The following is a 24,869-nucleotide window of genomic DNA, read 5'->3' as shown; positions in this document are numbered from 1 at the left end:
AGAGGCGCGCGAGTGCAGGAACACATCGATTCGTTATCGCTGGGGGGTGCAAGCTTCATACCTTGTCGGAACAATGAGTGATCTGACGAACGCGGTCCCGAGGGTTCGACATCTGCTAGCCGGTGTGGATTGCGGGCACGAATCCGACGACAGCCGGAGGAAGCTGGAGTGAATACCAATCGTGGGCTCCTCGTTCTCGCTCTCACTGTGGTGATGGCTCCGGGGCCCGGTGTGCTGGCTCAGTCGGTCGCCGCGCGCACACCGAATCTTCAGGGCACCTGGACCGCCCCGAAGGGCGTCGTCCAGTTCAACTTCCTCCACCGGTTCTCGATCAGCGACGCTCCGTTCCGCAAGGTCACGAACACGCCTACGTTCCACGTCGGCACGGGTCTGACGCAGAGCCTCATGGTGGGCTTCACGTACGGCTCGAACTCCGCGCTCGTACCTGCGTTCCCGAACGAGTGGGAATTCTTCGCGAGGGTTCGACCGCTAACCCAGGCGACGGGGGCTCCGCTCGACCTGTCGATCCAGGGCGGCTACAACGTCGCGTCCGAGAGCGTCGACGGTGAAGTGGTCGCCGCCCGAGCGCTGGGCCGGCTACGGCTCTTGGGGGTCGCAAGGGCGTTCTCTGCCGCCTACGCAGGAGAGGACGCGCGCTACGCCGTCGCGGCTGGCGCATCGCTGTCGCTCACGCGCAACATCTCGGTGGGCGGGGACTGGGGCACCCTGATCAACCGGGAGGACGACGAGCCCTACGCCTGGAGCGCCGGACTCCAGATGGGCGTGCCCTTCACGCCGCACAGCTTCTCCATCCACGCGTCGAACGTGGGCACCGCATCGCTCGAGGGCGCGTCGCGCGGGCAGAGGACCCGGTGGGGTTTCGAGTACACCATTCCGATTACCTTGAGGCGCTTCACGTCCGGAGGGGCGAGCACCGCGGGTGCCTCCGCGGACCCGATGCTGACGCCCACGTTCCAGAACGTCCTGGCGTCCGGTGACACAGTGTTCGTGGAAATTCAGGAGTTCGGTTTCTCCGAATCCGAGATCGAGATCGCTCCCGGAACGACGGTCGTCTGGACGAACCGGGATCCGGTCCGGCACTCGGTCACCTCAGACGGCGGCAGATTCCATTCTGGCCTGATCGATCCGGGCGCCGTCTACGCGCTGACGTTCCCGAACCCAGGCGTGTTCCCGTTCCACTGCACGCCCCACCCAGAGATGACAAGTACGGTGCTCGTCAGTCGTGAGCCGGACACCAATGGACCGAGGTAGATCATGAAGTACTCGAGAGCTCGATCAGCTCCTCTAGGCAGAACCGGCCTCGGGTTTGCGGCCTTGATGACGCTGCTCGTCGCCGCGTGCAGCGAGCACCAGGATCCCACGGATCCCGGGGACGGGATCGGTAGCGTCGTCGAGATCAATCTAGTGCTCTTCGCGTTCTCAGCGCTGGAGCTCCGGATCGCGCCCGGGACGACCGTGCGATGGCGGAACACGACGACGACGTTCCACACGGTCACGCCCGACGGGCACACGACATGGACCGAGTGGCAGACTTCGAGCCCGGGGGAGACCTTCGAGGTGACGTTCCTCGAGACCGGTACGTACCCGTACTTCTGCGTTCCGCATCGCTCGATTGGGATGGTCGGCACCATCATCGTGGAGTGAGGCGGAGCCGCGCGCCATCTTGACCTGTTGTGGGTGCTGTGGCTGGTCGATCGTCCTAGGTCATGTACCTGGTCCTCTTCCGATTCCTGGAGCACCGATGACCCATCGTCGTCCGACTTTTCTCTCACTCCTGCTCTGTTCTTTCCTCGCGGCCTGCGGCGGTAGCGACAGCCCGACAGCGCCTAACGGGGACACGGGGGGGGGACACACGCACCATCAAGGCCAACCCAGCCTTCGCTGCTGACATTGTGGAGATCTTCACCCGTCGTGGCTGCACGTCGTCGAGTTGCCATGGCGGCGGCAAGGGTGGATTGACTCTCACGAGCAACGCATCAACGAGCCACGCCAATCTCGTCGGGGTGCGGTCTCCGACTTCGGGTGAGGTCCGTGTTATCCCGAACGACGCGGCGAACAGCTATTTGGTGAAGAAGTTGGAGGGGACTCAGGGCAGCGGGAACGGCTCCCGCATGCCGCTCACGGGCTCCGTGTTGGACAACATCGACCTCACGAACACCAAGAACTGGATCAACACTGGAGCGGCCAACAACTAAACCCGACTCAAGACCCGACCGAAGGAGGACGACACGTGAAATCCGAAACACGCGAGGGATCGCTGAGTGGTGCGTTTCTCGCTGCCCTGCTGCTGGCGGGCGCGCCGTCCACCGTGGACGCCCAGATCATCTTCCACTCGCCCCAGTCAGCTAATCTCCCAACAGCGGAGACGCTGCAGAAGGGACAGTGGCTCTTCGAGATATCTCATCGGTTCTTCCCGCCCGTGGCGGATGGAGCGGACGTGCTGTGGGGCTTCGACGGACCGGTGATCAACCGGCTGGGGCTCGCGTACGCCGCGTCAGATCGTGTGATGCTGGGCGTGCTGCGCTCGAACCTCAGCGACAACCTCGAGCTGAACGCGAAGGCGCGGGTCTTCGAAGGAGGCTCCGACGCGGTGCCGGTGATGATCGGCTTGATGGGTGGCATCGCCTGGAATACCCAAGCGCCGACCGGCCCCAGCAGGCCCGGGGTCGAGGAGAACGAGTCCCAGCAGTACGCCCAGCTCATGTTCAACACGCTGTTGGGCGAGCGCCTAGCCGTGGGCGTCGTGCCGACGGTCCTTCGGAATCCCACCATCGAGGATGCTGACTCAGAGACCGTATTCGTACTCGGTCTACACGGCCAGCTCTACCTCTCGGACAGGGTGAGCTTCCTGGGCGAGTGGATCATCAGCGAGGACCGGAGCGGTCACCATGACCCGGACTCCAATGCGCAGGCCCACGACAGCGGGTCGTTCGGTATCGAGATCGAGACCCGCGGGCACTTTTTCAAGGTGCTGTTATCCAACCAACAGCGCCTGAATCCGACGCAGGTCTTCGGGGGCACGGCAGATGAATTCACGCCCGGCAAGTGGCGGGCCGGATTCAACATCCAGAGGAAACTGATCTTCTAGCGGCTAATCCGAGGGAGCCGAGTCACTGTTTTCTACGAGCCCGCCCCGAAGTACTCCACCAGTATCACGTAGAGCGCCCCGGCGATCACAACGATCGCGACCACCTTGAGCAGCTTCTTCAAGAGCGCGTACAGCATCACCGCTGCCAAGAGCAGCAGCGGGATGAGGAAGAGCGGGTTCGCCAGGAGGAACTCGACGATGCCTGCCATAGGGTCCTCTCGAATAGGGTTCAGACACGGAAGCCCATCGCGTGCGCGCCAATGACGCTTCAAGTGAGCGCGGGCCCGATCCTCCGTCCAATGGGCCCGCCCCTGATTACCTACGCGAAAGAGCCACCCCGAGTGCCATCGCAGGACCCGAGCCATCGCCCGACGCTCGCGGCCATCACCCGAACGCTCGCGGGTGTGGGTGCGGTCCCCTAACGTTCGGCTGGACGTGATTGTCCAAGCTACAGGCCGAGCTGGTCGCTCGGTCATGACTCCTTGGCAAGGTGCGCTCGATGCCTGAATCCGTCGGCCGCCCGGCCGGATCGTCCTCAATAGACCGATATTTGCCGTGGCTGGTCGTGCTCTTCATGGGCAGCGGCTGCGCTGCGCTGATCTACGAGATCGTTTGGTTCCAGCTGCTGTCACTCATCGTCGGCTCGTCCGCGATCTCGCTCGGCGTGCTACTCGCCACGTTCATGGGCGGCATGTGCATCGGCAGCTTGGGGCTCGCGCGCGTGATCTCGACGAGGGAGCACCCCCTTCGCGTATACGCCTTGCTCGAGGCGGGCATTGGCGTGTTCGGCCTACTCGCGCTGTGGCTGCTGCCGCACGTGGGCGGTCTCTACACGTCGATTGGCGGACCGGGCATGCTCGGTATCATGATCCGTGCGCTCTTCTGTGCGATTTTCCTGCTGCCGCCCACGATCATGATGGGCGCAACGCTTCCGGCGATCTCCCGCTGGCTCGAGACCACCCCCAAAGGCGTTTCGTGGCTCGGCTTCTTCTATGGCGGGAACACCTTCGGCGCGGTGATCGGGTGTCTGCTCGCTGGCTTCTACCTACTCCGGGTGCACGACGTCGCTTTCGCTACTTACTCGGCGGTGGCGCTCAACCTCGTGGTCGCGGGCCTCGCGTACGCGCTCGCGAGGCGCACCGCGGAGTTGGGCGCCAAACGAGACGTCGACGCGACTCCCGTCGAGATGGCCCCGGGCTCAACGCTCGTCCTGCTCTCAATCGGAATCTCAGGAGCGACGGCTCTCGGGGCGGAGGTCGTCTGGACCCGCCTCATGACGCTGAATTTCGGCGGCACGACCTACACGTTCTCGCTGATTCTCGCCTCGTTCCTGCTGGCGATAGGGGTCGGCAGCACGGCCGGTTCTTTCATGGCGCGCTACGTCCGCGATCCTCGGCGCGCTTTGGGATGGACCCAGTTCTCGGTCGTGATCGGCCTCGCCTGGGCCGCGTATCTGCTCACGCGCGCGCTCCCGAACTGGCCGGTCAATCCTTCGATCGCACCCGCGCCGTGGTTCAACTTCCAGCTCGACTACACGCGTGCGGTACTCACGGTGTTCCCGGCTGCCGCGCTCTGGGGGGCCAGCTTCCCGCTCGCGCTCGCGGCTGTGGCGTCGGAAGGACAGGACCCGGGCCGGCTCGTCGGGAAGGTCTACGCCGCCAACACCCTTGGCGCGATCTTCGGCGCGCTTCTCTCCTCGCTCGTCTTGATCGCTTGGCTCGGCACGCAGACCACCCAACGCCTCATGATCGGACTCGCCGCGATCAGCGCGCTGCTGCTCCTCGTTGGCGCTTGGAACGAAGAGCGGAAGAGACTCGAGGTCGAGGCGGGCGGCATCATGCGTGGCGCCGTGACCGTGTTCGCGGCGCTCGTGCTCGGCTGGACGGTAATACCCGTCCCGGCTCTCCTGGTCGGGTACGGACGCTACGCGGTCACATACACGGGCTACGACGACATCGATTTCCTCTTCGTCGGGGAAGGGATGAACTCGTCACTAGCGGTTTCGGAGCTCAGCAACGGCGATCGCAACTACCACAACGCGGGCAAGGTGCAGGCATCGAGCGAGCCGCAGGACATGCGCCTGCAGCGCATGCTCGGTCACCTCACGACGCTGATCCCCACCCAGGCGCGGTCGGTCTTGGTGATCGGCTGTGGAGCGGGGGTGACGGCGGGCGCCGTGAGCGTCGACCCGGCGGTTACCGATCTCACGATCGTGGAGATCGAGCCGCTCGTACCGAAGGTCGTCTCCGCGCTCTTCGGGGAGTACAATTTCCACGTCGTCGACAACCCGAAGACCACGGTGGTGATCGACGACGCGCGCCACTTCCTGCTGACCACCGACCGGAAGTTCGATGCGATTACGTCGGACCCATTCGACCCGTGGGTCAAAGGCGCGGCGGCGCTGTACACCGCCGAGTTCTGGCAGGAGGCCAAGAGCCACCTGAACCCGGGTGGCGTCGTCACCGTCTTCGTTCAGCTGTACGAGAGCAACCTCGCAGCGGTGAAGAGCGAAATCGCGACCTTCCTCGAGGTATTCCCGAACGGCATGGTCTTCGCCAACCTCGCGTACGGGCAGGGCTACGACGTCGTGCTCGTGGGCCAAGCGGAGCCGACCGTCATCGACCTCGACGCCATCGAGGCCAAGCTGAGGTCCCCTGAGTATGCGCTGGTCGCGCGGTCGCTCGCGGAGGTGGGCTTCAACTCCGTGGCTGAGCTCATGGCGACATTTGCCGTGAAGAAGCCCGAGATCGATCCGTGGCTCGCCGACGCCGAGGTGACGCGCGACCGAAACCTGCGGCTCCAGTACCTCGCCGGCATGGGCGTGAACCTGTACGAGGCCGACGCGATCTACCGGGACATGGCCCAGTATCGGACGTATCCGGAGGGGCTGTTCACAGGCTCACCGTACAGCCTGTCGATGTTGCAGGCGGCGTGGAATCGCATGCAGTAGCGAGCGCGTCCACTACTCAGCCCGCAGCGCCACCGCGGGATCGGTCGAACTGGCGCGCACTGCCGGTACGAGTGCCGCCAGCATCCCCGCCGTGAGCAAAGCCCCCGCCGCGACCAGCACGCTCACCGGGTCGGTGGGCTGGACCTCGCAAGCTTTGACAGCGGGAAGCGTCAAATGGTTCGGAGTGGTTGGCGTGGGGCATGGCGTGGCCCTTACGTTACCGGCCGTTTCGGACTGAAATCAGACAACGGGAGACCGATTTTGAGCACCGGCGCTGCGTTCGAAGGACCACAGAATCCGAACCTCGGCGAAAAGACCTTCTTCGGACATCCTCGGGGCCTGTCGACGCTCTTCTTCACCGAGATGTGGGAGCGCTTCTCGTACTACGGGATGCGCGCGTTGCTCACGCTGTTCATGACGACCGCCACAATTGGGACCAATCCCGGCCTCGGCTACGACGTGGCGACGGCGGGAGCGATCTACGGTCTGTACACCGGCCTGGTATACATCCTCGCGCTCCCGGGTGGCTGGGTCGCCGACAACCTCTGGGGTCAGCGCAAGGCCATCTGGGTCGGTGGCTGGATCATCGCCGCGGGCCATTTCACGATGGCGATCCCGAGCACGTTCACGTTCTTCCTCGGGCTCGTCTTCATCATTTGCGGCACGGGGCTACTCAAGCCCAACGTGAGCACGATCGTCGGTGAGCTTTACCCGGAGGGTGGGGCGCGTCGCGACGCCGGCTTCTCGATCTTCTACATGGGGATCAACCTCGGCGCGCTCCTCGGTCCTCTCGTCACCGGCTTTCTCGCTGAGGGATACAACTGGCACTGGGGCTTCGGCGCGGCCGGTGTGGGCATGATCCTCGGCCTCATCCAGTACCGCATCGGCATGGAGAAGCTCGGCGACATCGGCAGGCTCAAGACCGATGACACTCCGGAGCAGGTGGCCGCGAAGGAGAGGAAGTTCTTCGGAACGTTCTTCGGCGTGGTCGCGGCGGTCGCGCTGTTCGGGTTTTTGGTATCGAACGGGACGATTCCGGTGACGCTCACCCAGATCGCAACAGTGTTGGGGACCAGTGTGCTTGTGCTGGTCGCGCTCTACTTCGTGTACATATGGACCTGGGGTGGGCACACGGTCGAAGAGAACAAGAGGATGGCGGTCATCTTCTGGCTATTTCTCTTGATCGCCGTCTTCTGGGCCGGCTTCGAGCAGGCTGGCACGTCGTTCACCCTGTTCGCGCGGGACGCCACCTTCAGGGATTTCGCGCTCAAGATCCCGTTCACGAATATCGGGCCCGACGAATTTCCGGTGTCGTGGTTCCAGTCGGTGAACGCGGGCTTCATCATCTTGTTGGCGCCCGTCTTCGGCATGATGTGGGTGTGGCTCGACAGCCGGCAGAGAAATCCGTCGCTGCCGATAAAGTTTGGGCTCGGCCTGGTGGGGCTCAGCGCGGGCTTCTTCGTCATGGCGTGGGGTGCCGCGAACGCGTCGAACGGCGACCTGGTGTCGCCCGCGTGGCTGGTAGTCACCTACTTCCTGCACACCGTCGGTGAGCTGTGCATCTCGCCGATCGGACTTTCGGCCATTACGAAGCTGTCGCCGGAACGGCGCGTCGGTCAGATGATGGGGATCTGGTTCGTGGGCGCCGCGCTGGGCAACGTGTTCGCGGGCCTCGTGGGTGGCCGCGTCGAAACGATGGCGTTCGATGACCTGTTCCGGATCGTCGCGATGATCACCGCCGGAATCGCGATCTTCGCGCTGATGGCAAGCCCACTCGTGAAGAAGCTCATGGGTGGGGTCAAGTAGGATTTAGAGAAGGGAGGCTGGACATGAGAGGAGGCTTGACATGACCGGCAGTGTCAAGACGCTCACGGGACGGGCTGCTAGGCCCCTAGACCGCCGCGCTCGATGAGCCGCTTGTACTCGGCGAGGTGCCGGAGGGCGTCCGGCCGCCGCCCCTCGGCCTCGAAGAGCCGCGACAGGTTGAAGTGCGCGACCGCCAGGTCCGCGTCGAGCCGTAGCGCGGCCTGGTACGCTTCGATCGCGCCCGACCCGAGTCCCTGATCGTCGAGCGCCACGCCCAAGTTGTAGAACGCGCGGCCGCTCTCGGGGTCGGCGTCGGTAGCGTTGCGGTAATGCGACTCGGCTTCTCGGACCCGACCGTCTTCGTGCAGGAGCCGCCCGAGGTTCAAGTGTGCGTCGGCATGGTCGGCTTCCAGCGCGAGTGCCTTCTGGTAGGCGGCGATCGCCTCGTCGCTGGTCACTGCTTCGAGATCCAGCGCGGTGTTGAACCAGTCGTCGGCGCTCATGCTGTCCTCGTCGGCGCGCGCCTCCAATGCTCGGCGGGCTACCGGCGCTGCCGTCTCCGCTACGTCGACCACATCGAAGTCGATCTGCAGTTGACCTGAGCTCGGCTCCCAGACCGCGTCGTCATCATGCACGAGGATTCGGTCTCCGACAGCCGAGACATGGACCGCGCTGAGCGGGCGTCCCACGGGGAGCTGTTCCCGCAGTGCCTCGAGCGCCTCCCTAACGCGCCGCGCCGGCACGTCTTGAGTGAGTAGATCGCGGGCTGTGCGCAGCAGTACGATGTCCTGGAACGAGAACAGATACGCGCCGCGGGGACCGCGTTGCGGCGTGAGCAGTCCACTCCTGGTCCAGGAAAGAATCTTTGAGGTAGAGAGACCTACGACCTCCGCGACCTCGCGGGTCGTGTAGCCCTTCATCCCATCTGCGGCAGAGGGGGAATCAGCCCGACGCGACTTTCTTGCGCGTAGACTCCTTGCTTCCCGATAACTTCTTGGCAGCGGTCTTCTTCTTTCCGGCGCGTGCCGCCGGTTTGCGCTCCTCTTCGTCCTCCTCGATGGAGGCCTTGAGAGCGGCCATGAGATCGATGATCTGGGTCTTCGATTCCTCGGCAGGCGCGGCGGTGATCTCCTGCCCGTCCACCTTGGACTGGATCAGCTCGAGCGTCTTCTCTCGCACCTCGTCCTTGAATTGGGTCGAGTCGAAGCCGTCACTGGCCGCCTGGTCGATCAACTGGATCGCGAGGGTGAGCTCTGCGTCGTTCACGTCACCTTCTTCCAGCGGCACCTCGTCGAAGGAGCGGATCTCCTCCGCGTAGTAGAGCTGCTCGAGGAGCAGGCCTTCGTCGTGCGGACGGATCATGACGATATACTGCTTTCCGCGTGTCGCGTGCTTGGCGATCGCGACGCGCTCGGTCTTACGCAGCGCCGCGGAAAGCAGGCGATACGCGCGCGCGCCGCCCTTGTCCGGCCCGAGGTAGTAGGCCTTGTTGAAGTACAGGCGCCCCACGCTGTCCGCGGGCACGAAGCTGACGATCTCGATCTCGTCGGACTTGGGAGCCTCGACGACCTCGAGCTCTTCCTTCGTGAAGAGCACGTATTGTCCCTTCGCGAACTCGTAACCCTTTACGATCTCTTCTTTGGGCACGACGGTGCCGTCCGCCGGGTCGATGTACTGCTGCCGGACACGGACGCCTCGCTCCTTCCAGATCATGTTGAAGGAGACTTTCCGAGACGACTCGCCCGTCGAGTAGATCTTCACGGGGAGGGAGACCAGCCCGAAGGCGATGGTCGACGTTCCGATTGCGCGCGCTGCCATAGTGCGAAAAACATATGTTCATGCACGAAACCGGGGCAAGGCGTATCGCAGCTACGTGAAGTTCCATGCGTGGTTCTTCGGCTGGAACACCGATCCCAACGCCCTCGACTTGGCGATTCGGGACGCCCAGGCTTCCATCGACCAACTGCTTGAGGCTTTGCACGCGGCGGGGCTACCCGAGTTCTAGCGTGTGGGCGTAGGCCGACCGCGAATGATCCTTGCTCCCGATGGGTCAGCGCCCTAGGGTCACGTGACCGACTTGAAACGAAAAACCAGGCGATTGGGAGGGAAGATGGCAGACAAGAGAATCATCGCGGTGGCCGGTGCCACCGGGGCGCAGGGTGGTGGACTCGTGCGCGCAATCCTCGACGACCCCGATGAGGGCTTCGCGGCCCGAGCCCTCACCCGCAACCCGGACTCCGACAAGGCGAAAGCGCTCGCCGATTCCGGTGCCGAGGTCGTCGGTGCAGACCTCGACGACGAGGCGAGCATCCGGGACGCTTTCGAGGGCGCCTATGGGGCGTACTGCGTGACCTTCTTCTGGGAGCACTTTTCGCCGGAAAAGGAGCTAGCACAGGCACGCTCGATGGCGAACGCCGCGAAGGATGTGGGCGTAGAGCATGTCATCTGGTCGACGCTCGAGGACACACGGCGTTGGATTCCGCTCGAGGACGACCGGATGCCCACGCTCATGGAGCGGTACAAGGTCCCCCACTTCGACACCAAGGGTGAAGCCGACGACTTCTTCCGGGAGGCTGGGGTACCGACGACGTTCCTTCTCACCTCGTTCTACTGGGACAACCTCATCCACTTCGGTATGGAACCCCAGCGGGGCGAGGACGGCAAGCTGGTCCTCGCACTCCCCATGGGAGACAAGAAGCTCCCCGGGATCGCGGCGGACGACATCGGACGGTGTGCCTACGGGGTTTTCCAAGAGGGCCTGAAGCACGTGGGTCGAACCATCGGGATCGCGGGTGAGCACCCGACGGGGATGGAGATGGCCGCTGGGCTGTCGACGGCGCTCGGCGAACCCGTGAGCTACTATCCCGTGTCCTTCGACGAATACCGGTCGTTCGACTTCCCCGGTGCCGAGGACCTGGGCAACATGTTCCAGTTCAAGCATGACTTCCAGGAGATGTTTTTGGGCGCCCGAGACCTCGATGTGGCCCGGCGGCTGAACTCCGGGCTACAGAGCTTTGGGCATTGGCTCGAGAAGAATGGGAGCAGGATCCCCCGGCACTGAGCCGCCCAACCTCGACCATTACGGCGATCTCGCCGGTTCCCTCGCCGACGCGATGACGCCAACCCGCGACGAACGCCTCGCGAAGTATCGCGAAAAGCGCACCGCCTCCCGCACGCCCGAGCCGTTTGGCGGGCGGGTGGTCGCGGGTGGCAGCATCTTCGTCGTGCAAAAGCACGCCGCGCGGAACCTGCACTGGGACCTGCGCCTGGAACTGGACGGAGTGCTGCTCTCGTGGGCCATCCCGAAGGGTCCCTCACCGAACCAGGCCGACAAACGCCTCGCGATGAAGACCGAGGACCATCCGCTCGAGTACGCGGAGTTCGAGGGTATCATTCCCGAGGGCGAGTACGGCGCCGGTGCGATGATCGTGTGGGATCGGGGGGTGTGGGTACCGCTCGAGGATCCGAAGGAGGGCCTCGAGAAGGGGAAGCTCCTGTTCGAACTGAGGGGCCACAAACTGCTCGGCAACTGGACCCTGGTGAAGACGAAGCAGGCGCCCAATTCGTGGCTGTTCATCAAGGAGCGGGACGCCTACATCGACGAGGCGGGCAGCACGGAGGACTATCCCGACGACTCGATCTACTCCGGACTCACGGTGGACGAGTTTCCGAACGCCGATGCCCTTGCCGACGAGCTGGCCGAACGGATCGCGGGGATGGGGGCGAAGGAGAGGGCCGTTTCAGCGAACGAGGTCAGCCTCATGCTCGCTTCGAGCGAAGAGAGGCCGTTCAGCCGAGAAGGCTGGATCTTCGAGCTGAAGTACGACGGGTATCGCCTCCTGGCCGAGCGCTCGAGTCGGGAGCCATACTTGCGCTCGCGCGCCGGGCACGACATGACCCCCACGTTTCCTGAGATCGCGCGCGCGGTTCGGGGCCTCCCCTATGAAGGTCTCGTGCTCGATGGCGAAGTCGTCGTCAACGACGGGGAGGGCAAACCGTCCTTTTCCCGCCTCCAACGGAGGGGTCGAATCCTGAAGGTGGCCGATGCACTGCGCGCGAGCGTCGAGCTGCCCGCCACCTACTACGCGTTCGACATCCTCGGCCTAGAGCTTCACGATCTGCGCGGACTGCCCCTGCTGGAGCGCAAGCAGATCCTGAAGGACGTTCTACCCTCTGTGGGGCCGATCCGCTACTCGGATCACATCGCGGAGCAGGGGGAGGCGATGTACAAGCACGTCGAGGCGATGCGCCTCGAAGGAATCGTCGGCAAGAGGGCGGACGCGCCGTACCGGGGCGGGCGCTCGAGGAGCTGGATCAAGGTTCGCACAGTTCGCATCGAGAACTTCGTCGTCGTCGGCTGGACGGAGCCGAAAGGGTCGCGCGGCGGCTTCGGTTCTCTGCACATCGGCCAGTACGATGGGGAGGATCTGGTCTTCTTGGGCAACGTCGGAAGCGGCTTCAGGGACTCGGAGCTCGACGGCGTACGTTCACTGCTGGAGGACATCGAGGTTGATTCGAGCGCCTGTACCAGGGGCCCCGTGCCCAAGGGGAAGGGACACCACTGGGTTCGCCCTGAGATCGTCGCGGAGGTGAAGTACAAGGAGTTCACCGACCAGGGACTCCTGCGTCAGCCGTCGTTCTCTCGATTCCGCACCGATAAGCGGCCCTCGGAGTGTGTTGTCGAGGGGGCGCTCGGGGGTGAGGCCGAGCCACCCGAGCGGGTGGAGATGATCGAGGAGCGGACCGTACCGTTCACCAACCTCGACAAGGTGTTCTGGCCCGAGGAAGGCTACACGAAAGGCGACCTGATCGAATACCATCGGCAGGTCTCGGAATGGATGCTTCCGTACCTCGAAGACCGTCCGCTGGTCATGACCCGGTATCCGGACGGTATCGACGGAAAGTCGTTCTTTCAGAAGGACGCTCCACCCTACGCGCCAGACTGGTTCCGGCGTGTGACCGTGTGGAGCGAGGGTTCGGAGCGGGAACTCTCGTACTTCGTTGCGGAAGACGTCGAGTCGCTGCTCTACGTCATCAACATGGGCACGATCCCGTTGCACGTGTGGTCCAGTCGGATCGCCACGCTGGCTCACCCCGACTGGTGCATCCTCGATCTGGATCCGAAGGAGGCACCCTTCACCGACGTGGTCGAGATCGCGCGCACGATCCACGACCTGTGCGAGGAGATCGGTCTGCCGTCGTTCCCGAAGACGAGCGGATCGACCGGGATCCACGTGCTGGTGCCGCTGGGCAGGCAGCTCACCTACGAGCAGTCACGAACCATGGCACAACTTCTCGCCCGAGTCGTCGTCGCCGAGCGGCCGGAGATCGCGACTCTAACGCGCAATCCGGATCGGCGCCACGGAAAGGTCTACGTCGACTTCGTTCAGAACGGACATGGCCGTCTCTTGGTCGCGCCGTTCACGGTTCGTCCCAAGCCCGGAGCACCCGTGTCAGCGCCGCTCAAGTGGAGCGAGGTCAACAGGAGGCTCACCGTCGCGAGCCACACCATCAAGAGCGTGCCCAGGCGCATGAAGCGCCTCGGCGATGACCCGCTACGGCCCGTGCTCGAGCTGGAGCCCGATCTGCTGGGGGCGCTCGAACGACTGACGAATTGGTTCGAGTGAAGGCCTCAGGCCAGCAGGCCGGGGTGGCCACCCGTGTGCAGGAACACCACTCGATCTCCGACGGAGAACTTTCCCGCACGCGCCCAGGCGACAAGTCCGGCTGCGGCCTTCGACGTGTACGTGGGGTCGAGCACGAGCCCTTCGGTGCGCGCGAAGAGCTCGAGCGCTTCCAGCGCCGCGGGCGTCGGGATACCGTATCCCTCGCCCACCTGGTCGTCGAGCGCCGTGAGGTTGCCGAGCATGTGGCCCTCCCAGCCGAGCAATTCGGCTCCGTCTCGGGCAATTTCCAGCGTCCAGGCGGTGAGTTCCGCAGCGCTCACGTCGGCGCTCACTCCGACCAACTGCACGTCCTCGCGTCCAAGGAGGGAGATCCCCAAGAGTAGGCCCGCGAGCGTGCCACACGACGAAGTCGGCACAAAGAGCCAGGTCCGCTCGCGGCGAGGTCCAAGGTCCCCGAGTTGCTTCATCAATTCGACCGCCGCCTGTGCGTACCCGAGGCACCCGAGCCCCGTGGACGCGCCGATGGGCACGACGAGCGCGTGTTCCCCCCGGGCGCCGCATTCGATCGCGACGGACTCCAAGCGACCGGTGCGTTCGCTCCGGTCCGCCACCGTCACGATCTCCGCCCCGAAGAGTCGGTGAAGCAGCGCATTGCCGGTGGGGTTCGTCGGCTCCGGGCCGCTCAAGACGAGAGTGCACTTCAAGCCCAGCCTGGCCGCGGCTGCTGCGGTCACGCGGCAGTGGTTCGACTGCGGGCCGCCCGCGGTCAGTAGTCGGGAGACGCCCTCGAGCCTCGTGGGGGCGAGCTCGAACTCGAGCTTGCGGACCTTGTTGCCGCCGAGGGCGAAGCCTGTCTCGGCGTCCATCTTCACGTAGAGATCGATAGGTGAATCGCTCAGCTCGGCGGCCAGCCGCTCGGCCGCGTACAGAGGCGTGGGCAAGTTCGCGAGTATCATGCGCGGCCAATTGTGTAGCCGCTCGAGCGCGATAGACGCGCTCATGCACGATGTCCATCGGGAAGGCGAAGCACGAAGTGGTCGAAGTAGTAGGCTCGCACGGGTAGGGCACTGGGAAGCACGTTCGCGGCAGGACCCGTCAGGAGACACCCTTCATGAACAATCGGGTGATCTGCTCCGCAAGAACGGCCCGGTCGGCGACCTCTTCGCCAAAGAGAATCGGGCGAATCACCGCGTTGCCGATGATCATCCCCATCAAGCTCGAGAGTGCAACGCGCGGGTCGATCTCCGGCGGGAGTTCGGCGGCCTCGAGCAGCGATGCCAAGGGGAGATCCCCGTGATTGGCCTTCATGCGCTGGAACGCCCGCCTGGTGATGGGATCGGGCGCGACGACGAGCCCGAACAGGTCGCGCTGGTCCTCAATGATCTGAAGCACACCCGTCACGAAAGCGGTGATCTTGTCCTCGAATCTCTCCGCGCCGGCGAGAGAAGCCAGAGACAGGCTGATCGGTCCCCTCTCGGAAATGAGAGCGAGCACGAGTCCCTCTTTGTCGCCGAAGCGGTTGTAGAGCGTCATCGGGCTCACGCCGGCGAGCTCGGCGATGCCCTGCATTGTGGCGCCGTGCACGCCCGCTCGCGTGAACTCGGACAGAGCGGCGTCGAGAACTCTGGCGTGCGTGCCGGCCCGATCCGGGGAGACGGTGACCCCTCGTGCTTCGCACAGCGCGGACCGAAGGCCTTCGACGCTGCCGAATCGACGATAGACCGTTGCTCGCGATACGCCGGCGCCGGCGGCAACCCGCACCATGGTGAACTCTTGAGGACGGGTCTCGATCAGGCGCAGCGCCGCATCGAGGATGCGCTCGCGCACGTCCTGCGGGGTCTCTGGTTTCATGGGTAGCTCATAGCTTGCAAGCCCTGACACGATCATATAGTGTTGCTATAATAACGTGTCACCACCGCTGTTCGCTGACGGGCGATCCACCCGTGGTATGACCATGGGGCTCCAGCGGATCTTAACAGCTGCGTATGAAGACGAAAGAACGAATGCGGACGACGATCCAGCCTCGACGACACGCGGCCCTCGCCCTTCTGGCCACGGTGGGCTGCTCGTTCGCGCCCGACCCCGAGCTGCCTCAGCCGGTAGAGGCTCTTCCCGAAACCTTCTTGGAGTCGGAGGCCACAGGCGCATACGCGCCGCTCGAGTGGTGGCGCGACTTCCGCAACCCCACGCTCGACGCGCTGATCGACTCCGCGCTCGTCTCCAACCTCGATCTGGTCGAGGCCGTCGCGCGAGTCGAACAGGCCAGAGCCCAATCGGGCATCGCCTGGGCGGATCTCTTCCCGCAGGTCCAGGCTGGAGGAGACGTGAGCCGATCGAGCCAGCCCGCGAACACGGGGATAGGCGGAGCCTTGGGTCGACTGGGGGGGGACTCCGCGCGGGCGGGTCCGAGCTTCGACCGCTTCGACTTCACCACGTATTCCGCGTCGCTGGGATTCTCCTGGGAGTTGGACTTCTGGGGCCGCGCCCGCAACGACGGGAAGGCCGCCGCGGCCGATCTCATGGCGTCCCGTGCGGACCTGCACGCAGCACGGCTCGGGGTCCTCTCCGAGACGATCTCCACGTACTTCCAGATCGGCGATCTGCGGGAGCGCCTGGGGCTGAGCCGAGAGACCGTCGACGTGCTCGAGGAGCGAGAGGCGCTCACCGAGACCCGCTACGACCGAGGACTGGTTTCCTCGCTGGAGTTGTACCAGGTGCGCCTCGACTTGCGAACGGTGCAGGCCAGCCTCCCACAAATCGAGATGCAACTCGCCGACGCCGAGGGCCGTATGGCGGTGCTCATCGGGAAGTTCGCCGGCCGCATCGGCGGACTCTTGGCGGAACTCGATCCGACCTTGCCTTTCGATGCGATCGACACGGGGATCCCCGCCGACCTGCTTTTGCAACGCCCCGACCTGCGTGCCGCGGCCGAGCGTCTGGAGGCGGCCCGCTTCCGCGTGGGAGCGCGCAAAGCCCAGCTCCTTCCCACGCTTTCCCTGGCGGGGTCGGTGGGGCAGCAGAGTAGCGATCCAGGAGGGCTCTTCGACGCGGGTCAGTGGTTCAGCAGCCTGCTGGGGGGGCTGACGGCTCCGATCTTCCAGGGTGGGCGGCTACGCAACAATGTGAAGGCGGCCGAGGCCCAATACGTCCAGTTCGCCGCGGCCTTCGGCCGGGCGGTCTTGACCGCCGTCTACGAGGTGGAGACGTCCCTCACTGGCTACGAGCAAGAGCGTGAGCGCCATGCGCTCCTGACTTCCCAGCGCGAGGAAGCTCAGGCCTCTGCCGACCTACAGGCCCGCCGCTACGCCGCTGGCGTGGTGGGCTACACAGACTACCTCGACGCCCTGCGCACGTTGCTCGGCGTGCAGTCCACTCTCTCCGCAGCGGGCACGGAACTCGCGCTGGCCCGTCTCGCCGTCCATCGCGCCCTCGGCGGCGGATGGACCCCAATCGAGACCACTTCATGACGAATCGCAGAAGTCTCTTCGCCATGGCCGGAATCGTCATCGGCGCCGTTGCGGTCGCGCAGGTGATGATCAGTTTGCGGCCCGAGCCCCCACGGCGACCCCCCGAGCCGGAGTCGCCCGTCGTGACCGTCGAGGAAGTGGTCGCGGGGTCCGGTCCGATTCTGGTCTTCGGAAGCGGCACCGTGCGTCCACATTGGGAGATCGACATCGCGCCCGAGGTGGGGGGCAAGATCGTGGCGGTCAGCCCCAACCTGCAGAGCGGCGGCCACGTGTCCGCGGGTGAAGTCCTCGTCCGCATCGACCCCGCCGACTACGAGAATCGCGTGCAGCAGGCTGAAGCCGACGTAGCCACGCAGCGGGTCGCGCTACTCCTGGCTGAAGAGGAGGCCGATATCGCTCGGGCCGAGTACGAACAGTTCCGGGCGCGGGAGAGTCGGAGAGGAAACGGCGCGGCGCTCCCGAGTCCGTTGGTGCTGCGCGAGCCCCAACTCCAGGCGGCCCGAGCTGGACTCGCGCGCGCCGAAGCTCAGCTGCGCGATGCCGAGTTGGCGTTGTCCCGAACCGCGGTGACGTCTCCCTTCGACGGGCTGGTCCGTGCCGAGGTCGCAGACGTGGGGCGCTTCGTCGCTCCCGGACAAAGTCTCGGGCAGATCTACGCCTCGGACGCGGTCGAGGTCGTGGTCCCTATGTCCGACGACGATGCCGCGCTGATTCCGAACCTCTGGTCGCTCCAGGCCGGTGACGACGACCGCTCGATTCCGGCGGTCGTGACCATCGAGTACGGCGCTCGGCGCTTCCGTTGGCAGGGATACGTCGACCGGGCCGAAACCGCGCTCGACGAGCAGAGCCGCACGATCGCCGTCGTGGTACGCGTCCCCGATCCCTTCAAGCGAGGTCAGGCGGTCGATGCGGATTCGGAGGCTGGCGTGGCGCCGCCGCTCCTTGTCGGACAGTTCGTTCAAGTCACCATCGATGGGCTCGAACTGGCCGAGTACTTCGTTCTACCCCGCCGCGCTCTGCGTCAGGGCGGCGACGTCTGGACGATCGGCGCGGACGGGCGCGTGCAGATCGTCGTAGCCGACGTGCTCCAGGCGACTGACGAGCTGCTCTACGTCATCGGGGACTTCACCCACGGACAGCTCGTGATCGTCGGGGGCGTCACCGTCGCGACCAACGGCATGCAAGTGCGCCTGGCCGACGCGCCGACCGGTACTGGGAGGCAGTAGCCCCATGACCCGGACGCCCGAAGACGAGCCCGCGCCGAAGGAGCACGAGCCGCGGGGAGCGGCCGACGACTACCACGGCCCGGTCGCATACATGGCGAAGCACAAGGTCGCGGCTAACCTGCTCATGGTCTTCGTGATCATGGCGGGATTCGTGTCGATGGGGACTCTCGTCCAGGAGGTCTTTCCGGAGTTCAGCCTCGACATCGTCATGGTCTCGGTCCCCTACCCTGGCGCGACGCCGGACGAGATCGAGCAATCGATCCTGCTCAGGATCGAGGAGCAGGTGCAGTCGGTGGAGGGAATCGATGAGATCACCTCCACCGCCGCGGAAGGCCTCGGTACGGTCTTGCTGCAGCTCGCGCTGGGCGCGGACGCGAGCCGGGTGCTCGACGACGTGAAGGCCGAAGTCGACCGGATCACGACCTTCCCGGTCGACGCGGAGCGGCCGGAGATCCGCGAGCTCACCAACCGCCAGAGCGTCATCAAACTCGTGATCTTCGGTGACGTTTCCGAACGCACGCTCAAGGAGATCGCGTACCGGACCGAGGATGCGCTCTCCGAGCTCGATGAGATCTCGTTCGTGGAGACGAGCGGCGTCAGGCAGTACGAGATTTCGATCGAAGTCGATCAGAGCACTCTCCGCGCTTTGGGTCTCACGCTCGGCGACATTTCGCGGGTGGTGCGCCAGGGCAGCCTCGACCTCTCGGCCGGAAGCATAGAGACGCGCGACGAGCAAGTGCGCATCCGCACGCTCGGGCAGAACTACGATCAGCAGGACTTCGAGTCGATCGTGGTCATCAGCCGTCCGGACGGAACGGTCGTCCGCCTGGGGGACATCGCGACCGTGATCGACGGCTTTGAAGAGGCGGACTTGATCACGCGCTACAACGGCCGGCCCGCCGCGCTCGTGGAGGTGTACCGCACGTCCAACGAGCGTGTGCTGGAGATCGTGGACGCGATCGAGGTCGCGCTTGCAGAAGACATCATTCCAGGCCTACCCGAAGGCGTCTCCCTCGAGATATGGAACAACGACGCAGACCTGCTCGCGGACCGATTGCGCTTGATGCTGAAGAACGCTGCGCTCGGCCTGCTGCTGGTCCTCGTCGCGCTGTCGCTTTTCCTCGAGCTGGGCCTCGCAATCTGGGTGGCGGCCGGGATCGCGATGTCCTTCATCGGCACGCTGGCGGTGATGATGGTGCTCGGCGTCTCGATCAACGTGATATCGCTGTTCGGCTTCATCCTAGCGGTCGGAATCGTGGTGGACGACGCGATCGTGGTCGGGGAGAACATCTACACGCAGCGAGAGCGTGGAGTGCCGGGCCTGCTCGCAGCGGTGCGTGGCGCCAAGCGTATCACAGGTCCGGTCATTTTCGCCGTTCTCACCACGATTACCGCGTTCTCACCCCTGCTCTTCGCGCCCGGCGCGATCGGGAAGATCCTTGGGGCGATCCCCATCATCGTGATTTCGGTACTGACGTTGTCGCTCATCGAATCGCTCCTGATCCTGCCCCACCACCTCTCGCACCTGCCCGAGCCACACGCGCGCGGGAAATCCGGTATAACCCGCGGGATCGCTCGGATCCAGCAGTCGGTCGACCGGCGGCTTCAGGCCTTCATACACGGGCCGTTGGAGCGGGGATTGCGATTCGCGACCAGGGAGCCCGGCATAATCATCGCGGGGGCGGTGGCGTTGGTCATTCTATCCGTCGCGCTCATACCTGCGGGGCTGATCCGGGTCGAGTTCTTTCCAGCGGTGGAAGGCGACAACGTGATCGCCGACCTCGAGATGCCGGAGGGCACCTCGGTCGAGCGCACGCGGCAGGTGACGGAGCGGATTCGCCTGGCCGCCGAGCGCGCAGTCGAACGACTGGAGACCGAGCGGTCAGCGGACGCCCCGCCGCTCGTTCGGGGCGTCTATAGCGTAGTGGGCCAATCACCGGCGCTCGGTGGGCCGGTCGCGTCCTTCGCGCCGGGCGGTTCCGTCGGGAACCGGGCGTACGTAAACGTGCGGCTGCTCAGCGCGGAAGAGAGGACCATTCCGGCGTCACGCTTCGAGCAGGTCTGGAGAGAGGAAATCGGCAACCTTCCGGAGGTCCGCTCACTGACGTTCTCCGCAGATATCGTCAACATCGGCGCGCCGATTCAAGTGGAGTTGTCGCACCCCGATCCCGTGCGGTTGGCAGCGATCGGTCGTCACGTGGTGGCCGAACTGGAAGCGCTGGCGGGTGTTTTCGACGTGGAGACCGACCAGGATCAGGGACTCAAAGAGATTCAGCTACGCTTGAAGCCCGAAGCCGGCACTCTGGGCCTCACGCTGGAGGAGGTTGCTCGACAGGTCCGCGCCGCGTTCTTCGGAGACGAGGCGTTGCGGGTGCAGCGTGGAAGGGAGGACATACGAGTCTATGTGCGCCTACCTAAGAACGAGCGCGACGCCATCGCGGACGTCGGGGACTATATGGTGCGCACGCCGGCCGGCGGCCAGGTCATGCTGGATCGGATCGCGCGAGTCTCCCTCGGTGGCTCGCCCACCACGATCCGCCGAAAGGAAGGTCGGCGCATCCTCACGATCACCGGCGACGTCGACCCGGCCATCGTGACCGGCCAGGTGGCAACACGCGAACTGGCGGAAGTCATCATCCCCGCCATCGCCGCCGAAGATGGCCGGCTCGGCGTCAGCTTCGGCGGGGCACAACAGGAACAGCAGGAGTCGTTCAGCTCCATCGGGCGGGGATTCATCCTGGCGCTATTGGTGATCTACGCGCTGCTCGCGATCCCGTTCGGCTCGTATGTGCAACCTCTCATCATCATGGCGGCGATCCCCTTCGGGATCGTCGGGGCGTTGTGGGCCCATCTCGCCATGGGCCTCTCTCTGGGGCTGCTCTCGATCTTCGGGATCCTCGGGCTGTCTGGGGTGGTCGTGAACGACGCGCTCGTCATGATCGATTTCATCAACGAGCAACGGCAGAAGGGGATGAGCGCACGCGACGCGATCATCTCCGGCGCGAAGGCGCGCTTCCGCCCCATCATGCTGACCTCGCTCACGACGTTCCTGGGAGTTGCGCCGCTCGTCTTCGAGCGCAGTCTACAAGCTCAGTTCTTGATCCCGATGGCGGCGTCGCTCGCTTTCGGAATCGTGTTCGCGACGGCGATCCTGATGCTGCTGGTGCCTGCACTGACCATGGTTCAGGCGAACGCGGAGGCGTGGTGGGTGGGGCGGAGCGCGAGTCGGCTGCCGATGTCGGCGGCCGAGCTCAGCGCGACCGGAGGGGGACGCTAGTGCTAGTGCTAGTGGGCCACGGGAGAGTGAAGCGATCATCGGAAAGGATCAATTTGCCAGTACATAGATGGGCGGTGCGGTGTCTGCTCGCTCTCGGGGCGCTGCTCGGGATGTGGCTTCCGCTCGAGGCACAGCCGGGGACCGTTCAAGGGCGCATCCGCGGCGAGGAAGGCTCGGCCGTGTACGGTGCGACGGTCCGGCTGCTTGCAGGGACCATCACCATCGGTGCGGCCGATACCGACCGCCTCGGTTCGTTCCGGCTCGCATCAGTGCCCGCCGGAACGTATCAGCTTCTGGTTCAGGCACTCGGCTACGGCGAACAGACGGAGGTCTTGACGCTTGGCGCCGGGCAAACGCTCGAGTACGACCTCCGATTGGTACGCCAGGCCATCGAGGTCGAGGGCATTTCCGTCGAAGCGGAGCGGAGCAGGGCGCGAATCCGTTTTGAGGAGCTCGGAGGCGCGACAGTCCGTGAGATCAAGCTCTCGGACCTCAAGCAACTGCCTGGTGTCGTCGAGGCTGATCCGATCCGAGCGATCCAGGTTCTGCCCGGGGTCGTATCCACAACAGACTTCTCGGCCTCCTTCCACGTGCGGGGTGGCTCGGCCGATCAGAACCTGATCTTACTGGACGGCGTGCCGATCTTCAGCCCGTTCCATCTCGGCGGGTTCTTCTCGGTGTTCAACGCGGACATGCTCGACCGGGCCGAACTGTATTCGGGGGGCTTCCCGGCGGAGCACGGCGGTCGGGTCTCGTCAGTCCTCCAGATCGAGAGCGATCCCGGCGACGGTGATTTCAAGATCGACGCCGGCATCTCTCTGCTCGCCAGTCGTGTCGCAATAGGCGGCAGTCTCCCCCGCGGTACAGCGCACTCCTTGGGTCTCGCGAACGTCAAATGGCGCACTTCGGCCCGGCGGTCGTACTTCGACATCCTGATGAAGCCCGTGTTCGAGTTTCCGTATCACCTCACCGATCTCCAGACCGTGATGGAGGGTTGGACTGAGTCGGGCGATCGCATCACGCTTACCGGATACACCGGAAAGGATGTGCTCGATCTCACGCGGCTCGACGCTGAAGACTTTCCCCTCCGTATCGATTGGGACTGGGGCAACGACGTATTCGGTGGCAGGTGGACGCACCCGCGCCGCGGCGGTGGCTCTCTCGACGTCCGCGCGAACGTCAGCCGCTACGGGACCGGCCTGAGTTTCCCGGACTTCGCCGATACAGAGCTCACCAGTCGGATCGCACAGAGCCAGCTCCGCGTCGATCTCGATACGCGCCCGACACCGACCATGGGCGTCAGGGTTGGAGGGGTGCTCGAGCGCCTCTCGTACCGAAATCTCTTCAAGACGGGAGGCACGGAATTCGGTAGCGGTGAGGGTGATGGGTGGCTACTTGGCACCTATGCCCAGACATCCTGGTCTCGCCCACGAGAATGGTTGCTCGAGGTCGGTCTGCGTCTCGACGCGTGGAGCCCGGACCCCGGCGATCGGATCTTCGAGCTGGCGCCTCGGCTCGCGGCCAAGCGCTTCTTCGATGGCGGCGACGTCGCGGTGAAGGTCGCGGCTGGGCGGTACACGCAGTTCCTTCACTCTCTCAGGGACGAGGAACTCCCTCTGGGACTGGATTTCTGGGTGCTCGCGGGCGCGAGGGCGCCGCACGTGGTTTCGGATCAGCTTCAGCTCGGCGTCGAGGGGTATCGAGACATCGATTGGTTCTGGTCGATCGAGGCCTACGTGCGGTCCTTCGACGGTGTGGTGACTTTCAACGTAGCCGACGACCCCAACGACGACTTCGACGACATTCTCTCGGGCGACGGCCTCTCGTACGGCGCGGATCTGCTCCTGCGCAAGGAGACGGGCGATGTGAACGGCTGGATCGCCATTTCCCTTCTTCGGGCTGACCGGACCTTCCCGGATGTGTTGTCCCCGGAGGCGCCCCAGCCGTCCATCACATACTCCCCGATCTTCGATCGTCGGCTCGACGTCGACCTCGTGTTGCGCTATCCGCTCCCGTGGGGCTGGCAGGGAGGGCTGCGCTGGAACGTTGGCACAGGCACCCCCTACACGCGCGCGATCGGGTCGTACGCATATTACTCGCCGCAGTTCGTCGTCGGCGGTGGCCGCCTCCAGTGGGCGGGCGCGGCCGAACATACGGACCTGAGCGATTATGCTGTCGCGCTCGAGAGCCGCAATGCGTCTCGGTACCCGACCTACCATCGGCTCGACGCCAGCTTCCGGAAGTCATTCGAGAAGTCGTGGGGAACGATCACGCCCCACGTCGACCTGGTGAACGTCTACGACAAGCGCAACGTGCTCTTCTATTTCTATGAATACGACCGCTCTCCAGCGACGCGCTCCGGCATTTCGATGTTCCCGATTCTCCCTACGTTCGGCTTCGAGGTGCACTTCTGATGGCTGGGGGGCGTCGGATCAGGGCCATGGTCGTGTCGTTGGCTCTCGGGGGCTGCACGCTCCAGGAGATCACGATCGTCGATGTCGAGGACGTGATCGTGGCGGAGGTGCACGTTCAGATCGGCGAGGGCCTCTTCGGCGGCGACCGCGTGACCGCGTTTCTGCACCGGACCGTCGGTGGCTTGGGTGAGGGCTTCCATCCGGTGCCGGGCGCCAGGATCGTCATCACACGAGATGGCGGACCGAGCGTGGAACTCGCGGCGACCGCGATCGAGAGGTGCGTCAGCGCGACGCCCGAGGGTGGTACGGGCTCTTGCTACTGGATGGCGCCCACGGCCTCGGCGCCCTTCGGTCCGGGGGACCACCTCCGACTGCGTATAGATCTCGCCTCGGGTGGGGCGCTGACAAGCGCCACGGTCGTGCCCGGGGACTTCGCGATCCTGGGTGTCGCGGAGGGGGCGCAGTGTCTACTCCCACCGAGCACTCCGCTCACGGTTCGTTGGACGGCGTCCGAGGGCACGTGGGCGTACGTGAACGAGACCTTGATCGTGGGCATCAAGGACGCGTTCGCCCTGCTGGGAATCGACGTGGAGAGCGACACGTTGGAGCTGCTGGGCCTCTCGATCTCGGCCTCCGACACCACGATCGTGTTTCCCGGTGAGTTCGGGATCTTCAGCCGCTTCGAGCTCGACCAGGAACTCGCGACGAGCCTCCAGGACGGCCTGCCGCCGGGTACCCGGGCGGCGGTGATGATTTCGGCGACGGACCGGAACTATGTGAACTGGGTCCGGGGCGGCAATTTCAACCCGTCGGGGCAGGTGCGCGTGCCGAGCATTCGCGGGGACGGCACGGGGGTCTTCGCATCTACGGTGACCCGCACTTTCGAAGTCGTCGTGGACCCGGCTCCCCTGGGTGGCGCCTTCTCGGTGCCCGCCTGCCCAGCGTCCTAGCTGCCCGTGGCTGAGGTACAGTGGGCCGTTAGCACTAGCAACT

At 64.9% G+C, this 24,869-nt stretch carries 19 protein-coding genes; 13 read left to right on the top strand and 6 right to left on the bottom strand.

The annotated features are described in order from the left end of the window. Positions 1–168: 168 nt before the first annotated feature. The 4 genes from IIB36_07265 (at position 169) to IIB36_07250 (ending at position 3,109) form a co-directional block, all read left to right on the top strand. Positions 169–1,272 (top strand): cupredoxin family copper-binding protein, encoded by a 1,104-nt coding sequence (locus tag IIB36_07265; GenBank protein ID MCH7531555.1) that lies wholly within the window; start codon positions 169–171, stop codon positions 1,270–1,272. Between the two features lie 3 nt (positions 1,273–1,275). Further along, positions 1,276–1,665, top strand: a complete 390-nt coding sequence (locus tag IIB36_07260) for a hypothetical protein (GenBank protein ID MCH7531554.1) — start codon at positions 1,276–1,278, stop codon at positions 1,663–1,665. A 311-nt stretch (positions 1,666–1,976) separates the two neighbouring features. Then, a complete protein-coding gene (locus tag IIB36_07255; GenBank protein ID MCH7531553.1) occupies positions 1,977–2,216 on the top strand; it encodes a hypothetical protein in 240 nt (79 codons plus the stop codon). Between the two features lie 35 nt (positions 2,217–2,251). Continuing rightward, positions 2,252–3,109, top strand: coding sequence for a hypothetical protein (locus tag IIB36_07250; GenBank protein MCH7531552.1), 858 nt, complete (start codon positions 2,252–2,254; stop codon positions 3,107–3,109). Positions 3,110–3,141: 32 nt separating this feature from the next. Here the strand turns inward: IIB36_07250 and IIB36_07245 are convergent, their stop codons facing one another. Continuing rightward, on the bottom strand, positions 3,142–3,318 hold the full coding sequence (locus IIB36_07245) for a hypothetical protein (GenBank protein MCH7531551.1): 177 nt from the start codon (positions 3,316–3,318) through the stop codon (positions 3,142–3,144). 290 nt (positions 3,319–3,608) lie between these two features. Between IIB36_07245 and IIB36_07240 the strand changes: the two genes are divergently transcribed. Further along, positions 3,609–6,059, top strand: coding sequence for a fused MFS/spermidine synthase (locus IIB36_07240; GenBank protein MCH7531550.1), 2,451 nt, complete (start codon positions 3,609–3,611; stop codon positions 6,057–6,059). Between the two features lie 12 nt (positions 6,060–6,071). Here IIB36_07240 and IIB36_07235 read toward each other — a convergent pair whose 3' ends face one another. Beyond that, positions 6,072–6,233 (bottom strand): hypothetical protein, encoded by a 162-nt coding sequence (locus IIB36_07235; GenBank protein ID MCH7531549.1) that lies wholly within the window; start codon positions 6,231–6,233, stop codon positions 6,072–6,074. Here IIB36_07235 and IIB36_07230 point away from each other — a divergent pair, their 5' ends adjacent. Beyond that, a complete protein-coding gene (locus IIB36_07230) occupies positions 6,234–7,865 on the top strand; it encodes a peptide MFS transporter (protein ID MCH7531548.1) in 1,632 nt (543 codons plus the stop codon). Positions 7,866–7,942: 77 nt separating this feature from the next. On the opposite strand, the gene IIB36_07225 is transcribed toward IIB36_07230, so the two are convergent. Further along, on the bottom strand, positions 7,943–8,785 hold the full coding sequence (locus IIB36_07225) for a tetratricopeptide repeat protein (protein MCH7531547.1): 843 nt from the start codon (positions 8,783–8,785) through the stop codon (positions 7,943–7,945). A 22-nt stretch (positions 8,786–8,807) separates the two neighbouring features. Then, the gene (locus IIB36_07220; GenBank protein ID MCH7531546.1) at positions 8,808–9,683 is read right to left on the bottom strand and encodes a Ku protein; all 876 of its coding nucleotides are present in this window, start codon (positions 9,681–9,683) and stop codon (positions 8,808–8,810) included. A 292-nt stretch (positions 9,684–9,975) separates the two neighbouring features. Between IIB36_07220 and IIB36_07215 the strand changes: the two genes are divergently transcribed. Continuing rightward, positions 9,976–10,926: an NmrA/HSCARG family protein gene (locus IIB36_07215; protein MCH7531545.1), complete on the top strand. Its 951-nt coding sequence runs from the start codon at positions 9,976–9,978 to the stop codon at positions 10,924–10,926. A 52-nt stretch (positions 10,927–10,978) separates the two neighbouring features. Further along, on the top strand, positions 10,979–13,492 hold the full coding sequence (gene ligD / locus IIB36_07210; protein MCH7531544.1) for a DNA ligase D: 2,514 nt from the start codon (positions 10,979–10,981) through the stop codon (positions 13,490–13,492). Between the two features lie 5 nt (positions 13,493–13,497). Here the strand turns inward: ligD and IIB36_07205 are convergent, their stop codons facing one another. Both IIB36_07205 and IIB36_07200 read right to left on the bottom strand, forming a co-directional pair. Further along, positions 13,498–14,493 (bottom strand): pyridoxal-phosphate dependent enzyme, encoded by a 996-nt coding sequence (locus tag IIB36_07205; protein ID MCH7531543.1) that lies wholly within the window; start codon positions 14,491–14,493, stop codon positions 13,498–13,500. A 94-nt stretch (positions 14,494–14,587) separates the two neighbouring features. Further along, a complete protein-coding gene (locus tag IIB36_07200) occupies positions 14,588–15,343 on the bottom strand; it encodes a helix-turn-helix transcriptional regulator (protein ID MCH7531542.1) in 756 nt (251 codons plus the stop codon). A gap of 152 nt (positions 15,344–15,495) precedes the next feature. On the opposite strand from IIB36_07200, the gene IIB36_07195 reads away from it, so the two are divergent. The 5 genes from IIB36_07195 to IIB36_07175 are packed head-to-tail and all read left to right on the top strand — an operon-like array spanning position 15,496 to position 24,826. Further along, a complete protein-coding gene (locus IIB36_07195) occupies positions 15,496–16,959 on the top strand; it encodes an efflux transporter outer membrane subunit (GenBank protein MCH7531541.1) in 1,464 nt (487 codons plus the stop codon). Next, on the top strand, positions 16,956–18,185 hold the full coding sequence (locus IIB36_07190) for an efflux RND transporter periplasmic adaptor subunit (protein ID MCH7531540.1): 1,230 nt from the start codon (positions 16,956–16,958) through the stop codon (positions 18,183–18,185). Before IIB36_07195 ends, IIB36_07190 begins: the two co-directional genes overlap by 4 nt. A 4-nt stretch (positions 18,186–18,189) precedes the next feature. Next, a complete protein-coding gene (locus tag IIB36_07185; GenBank protein ID MCH7531539.1) occupies positions 18,190–21,462 on the top strand; it encodes an efflux RND transporter permease subunit in 3,273 nt (1,090 codons plus the stop codon). Positions 21,463–21,515: 53 nt separating this feature from the next. Next, the gene (locus IIB36_07180; protein MCH7531538.1) at positions 21,516–23,876 is read left to right on the top strand and encodes a TonB-dependent receptor; all 2,361 of its coding nucleotides are present in this window, start codon (positions 21,516–21,518) and stop codon (positions 23,874–23,876) included. Further along, positions 23,876–24,826 carry a hypothetical protein gene (locus tag IIB36_07175; protein ID MCH7531537.1) on the top strand — a complete coding sequence of 317 codons (951 nt, stop codon included), beginning with the start codon at positions 23,876–23,878 and terminating at the stop codon, positions 24,824–24,826. Before IIB36_07180 ends, IIB36_07175 begins: the two co-directional genes overlap by 1 nt. Positions 24,827–24,869 lie beyond the last annotated feature (43 nt).

The organism is Gemmatimonadota bacterium (assembly GCA_022560615.1).
GTDB lineage: Bacteria > Gemmatimonadota > Gemmatimonadetes > Longimicrobiales > Gaopeijiaceae > UBA1138.
Note: the sequence above shows the minus strand (reverse complement) of the source record. Positions and strands in the feature narration are given on the sequence as shown.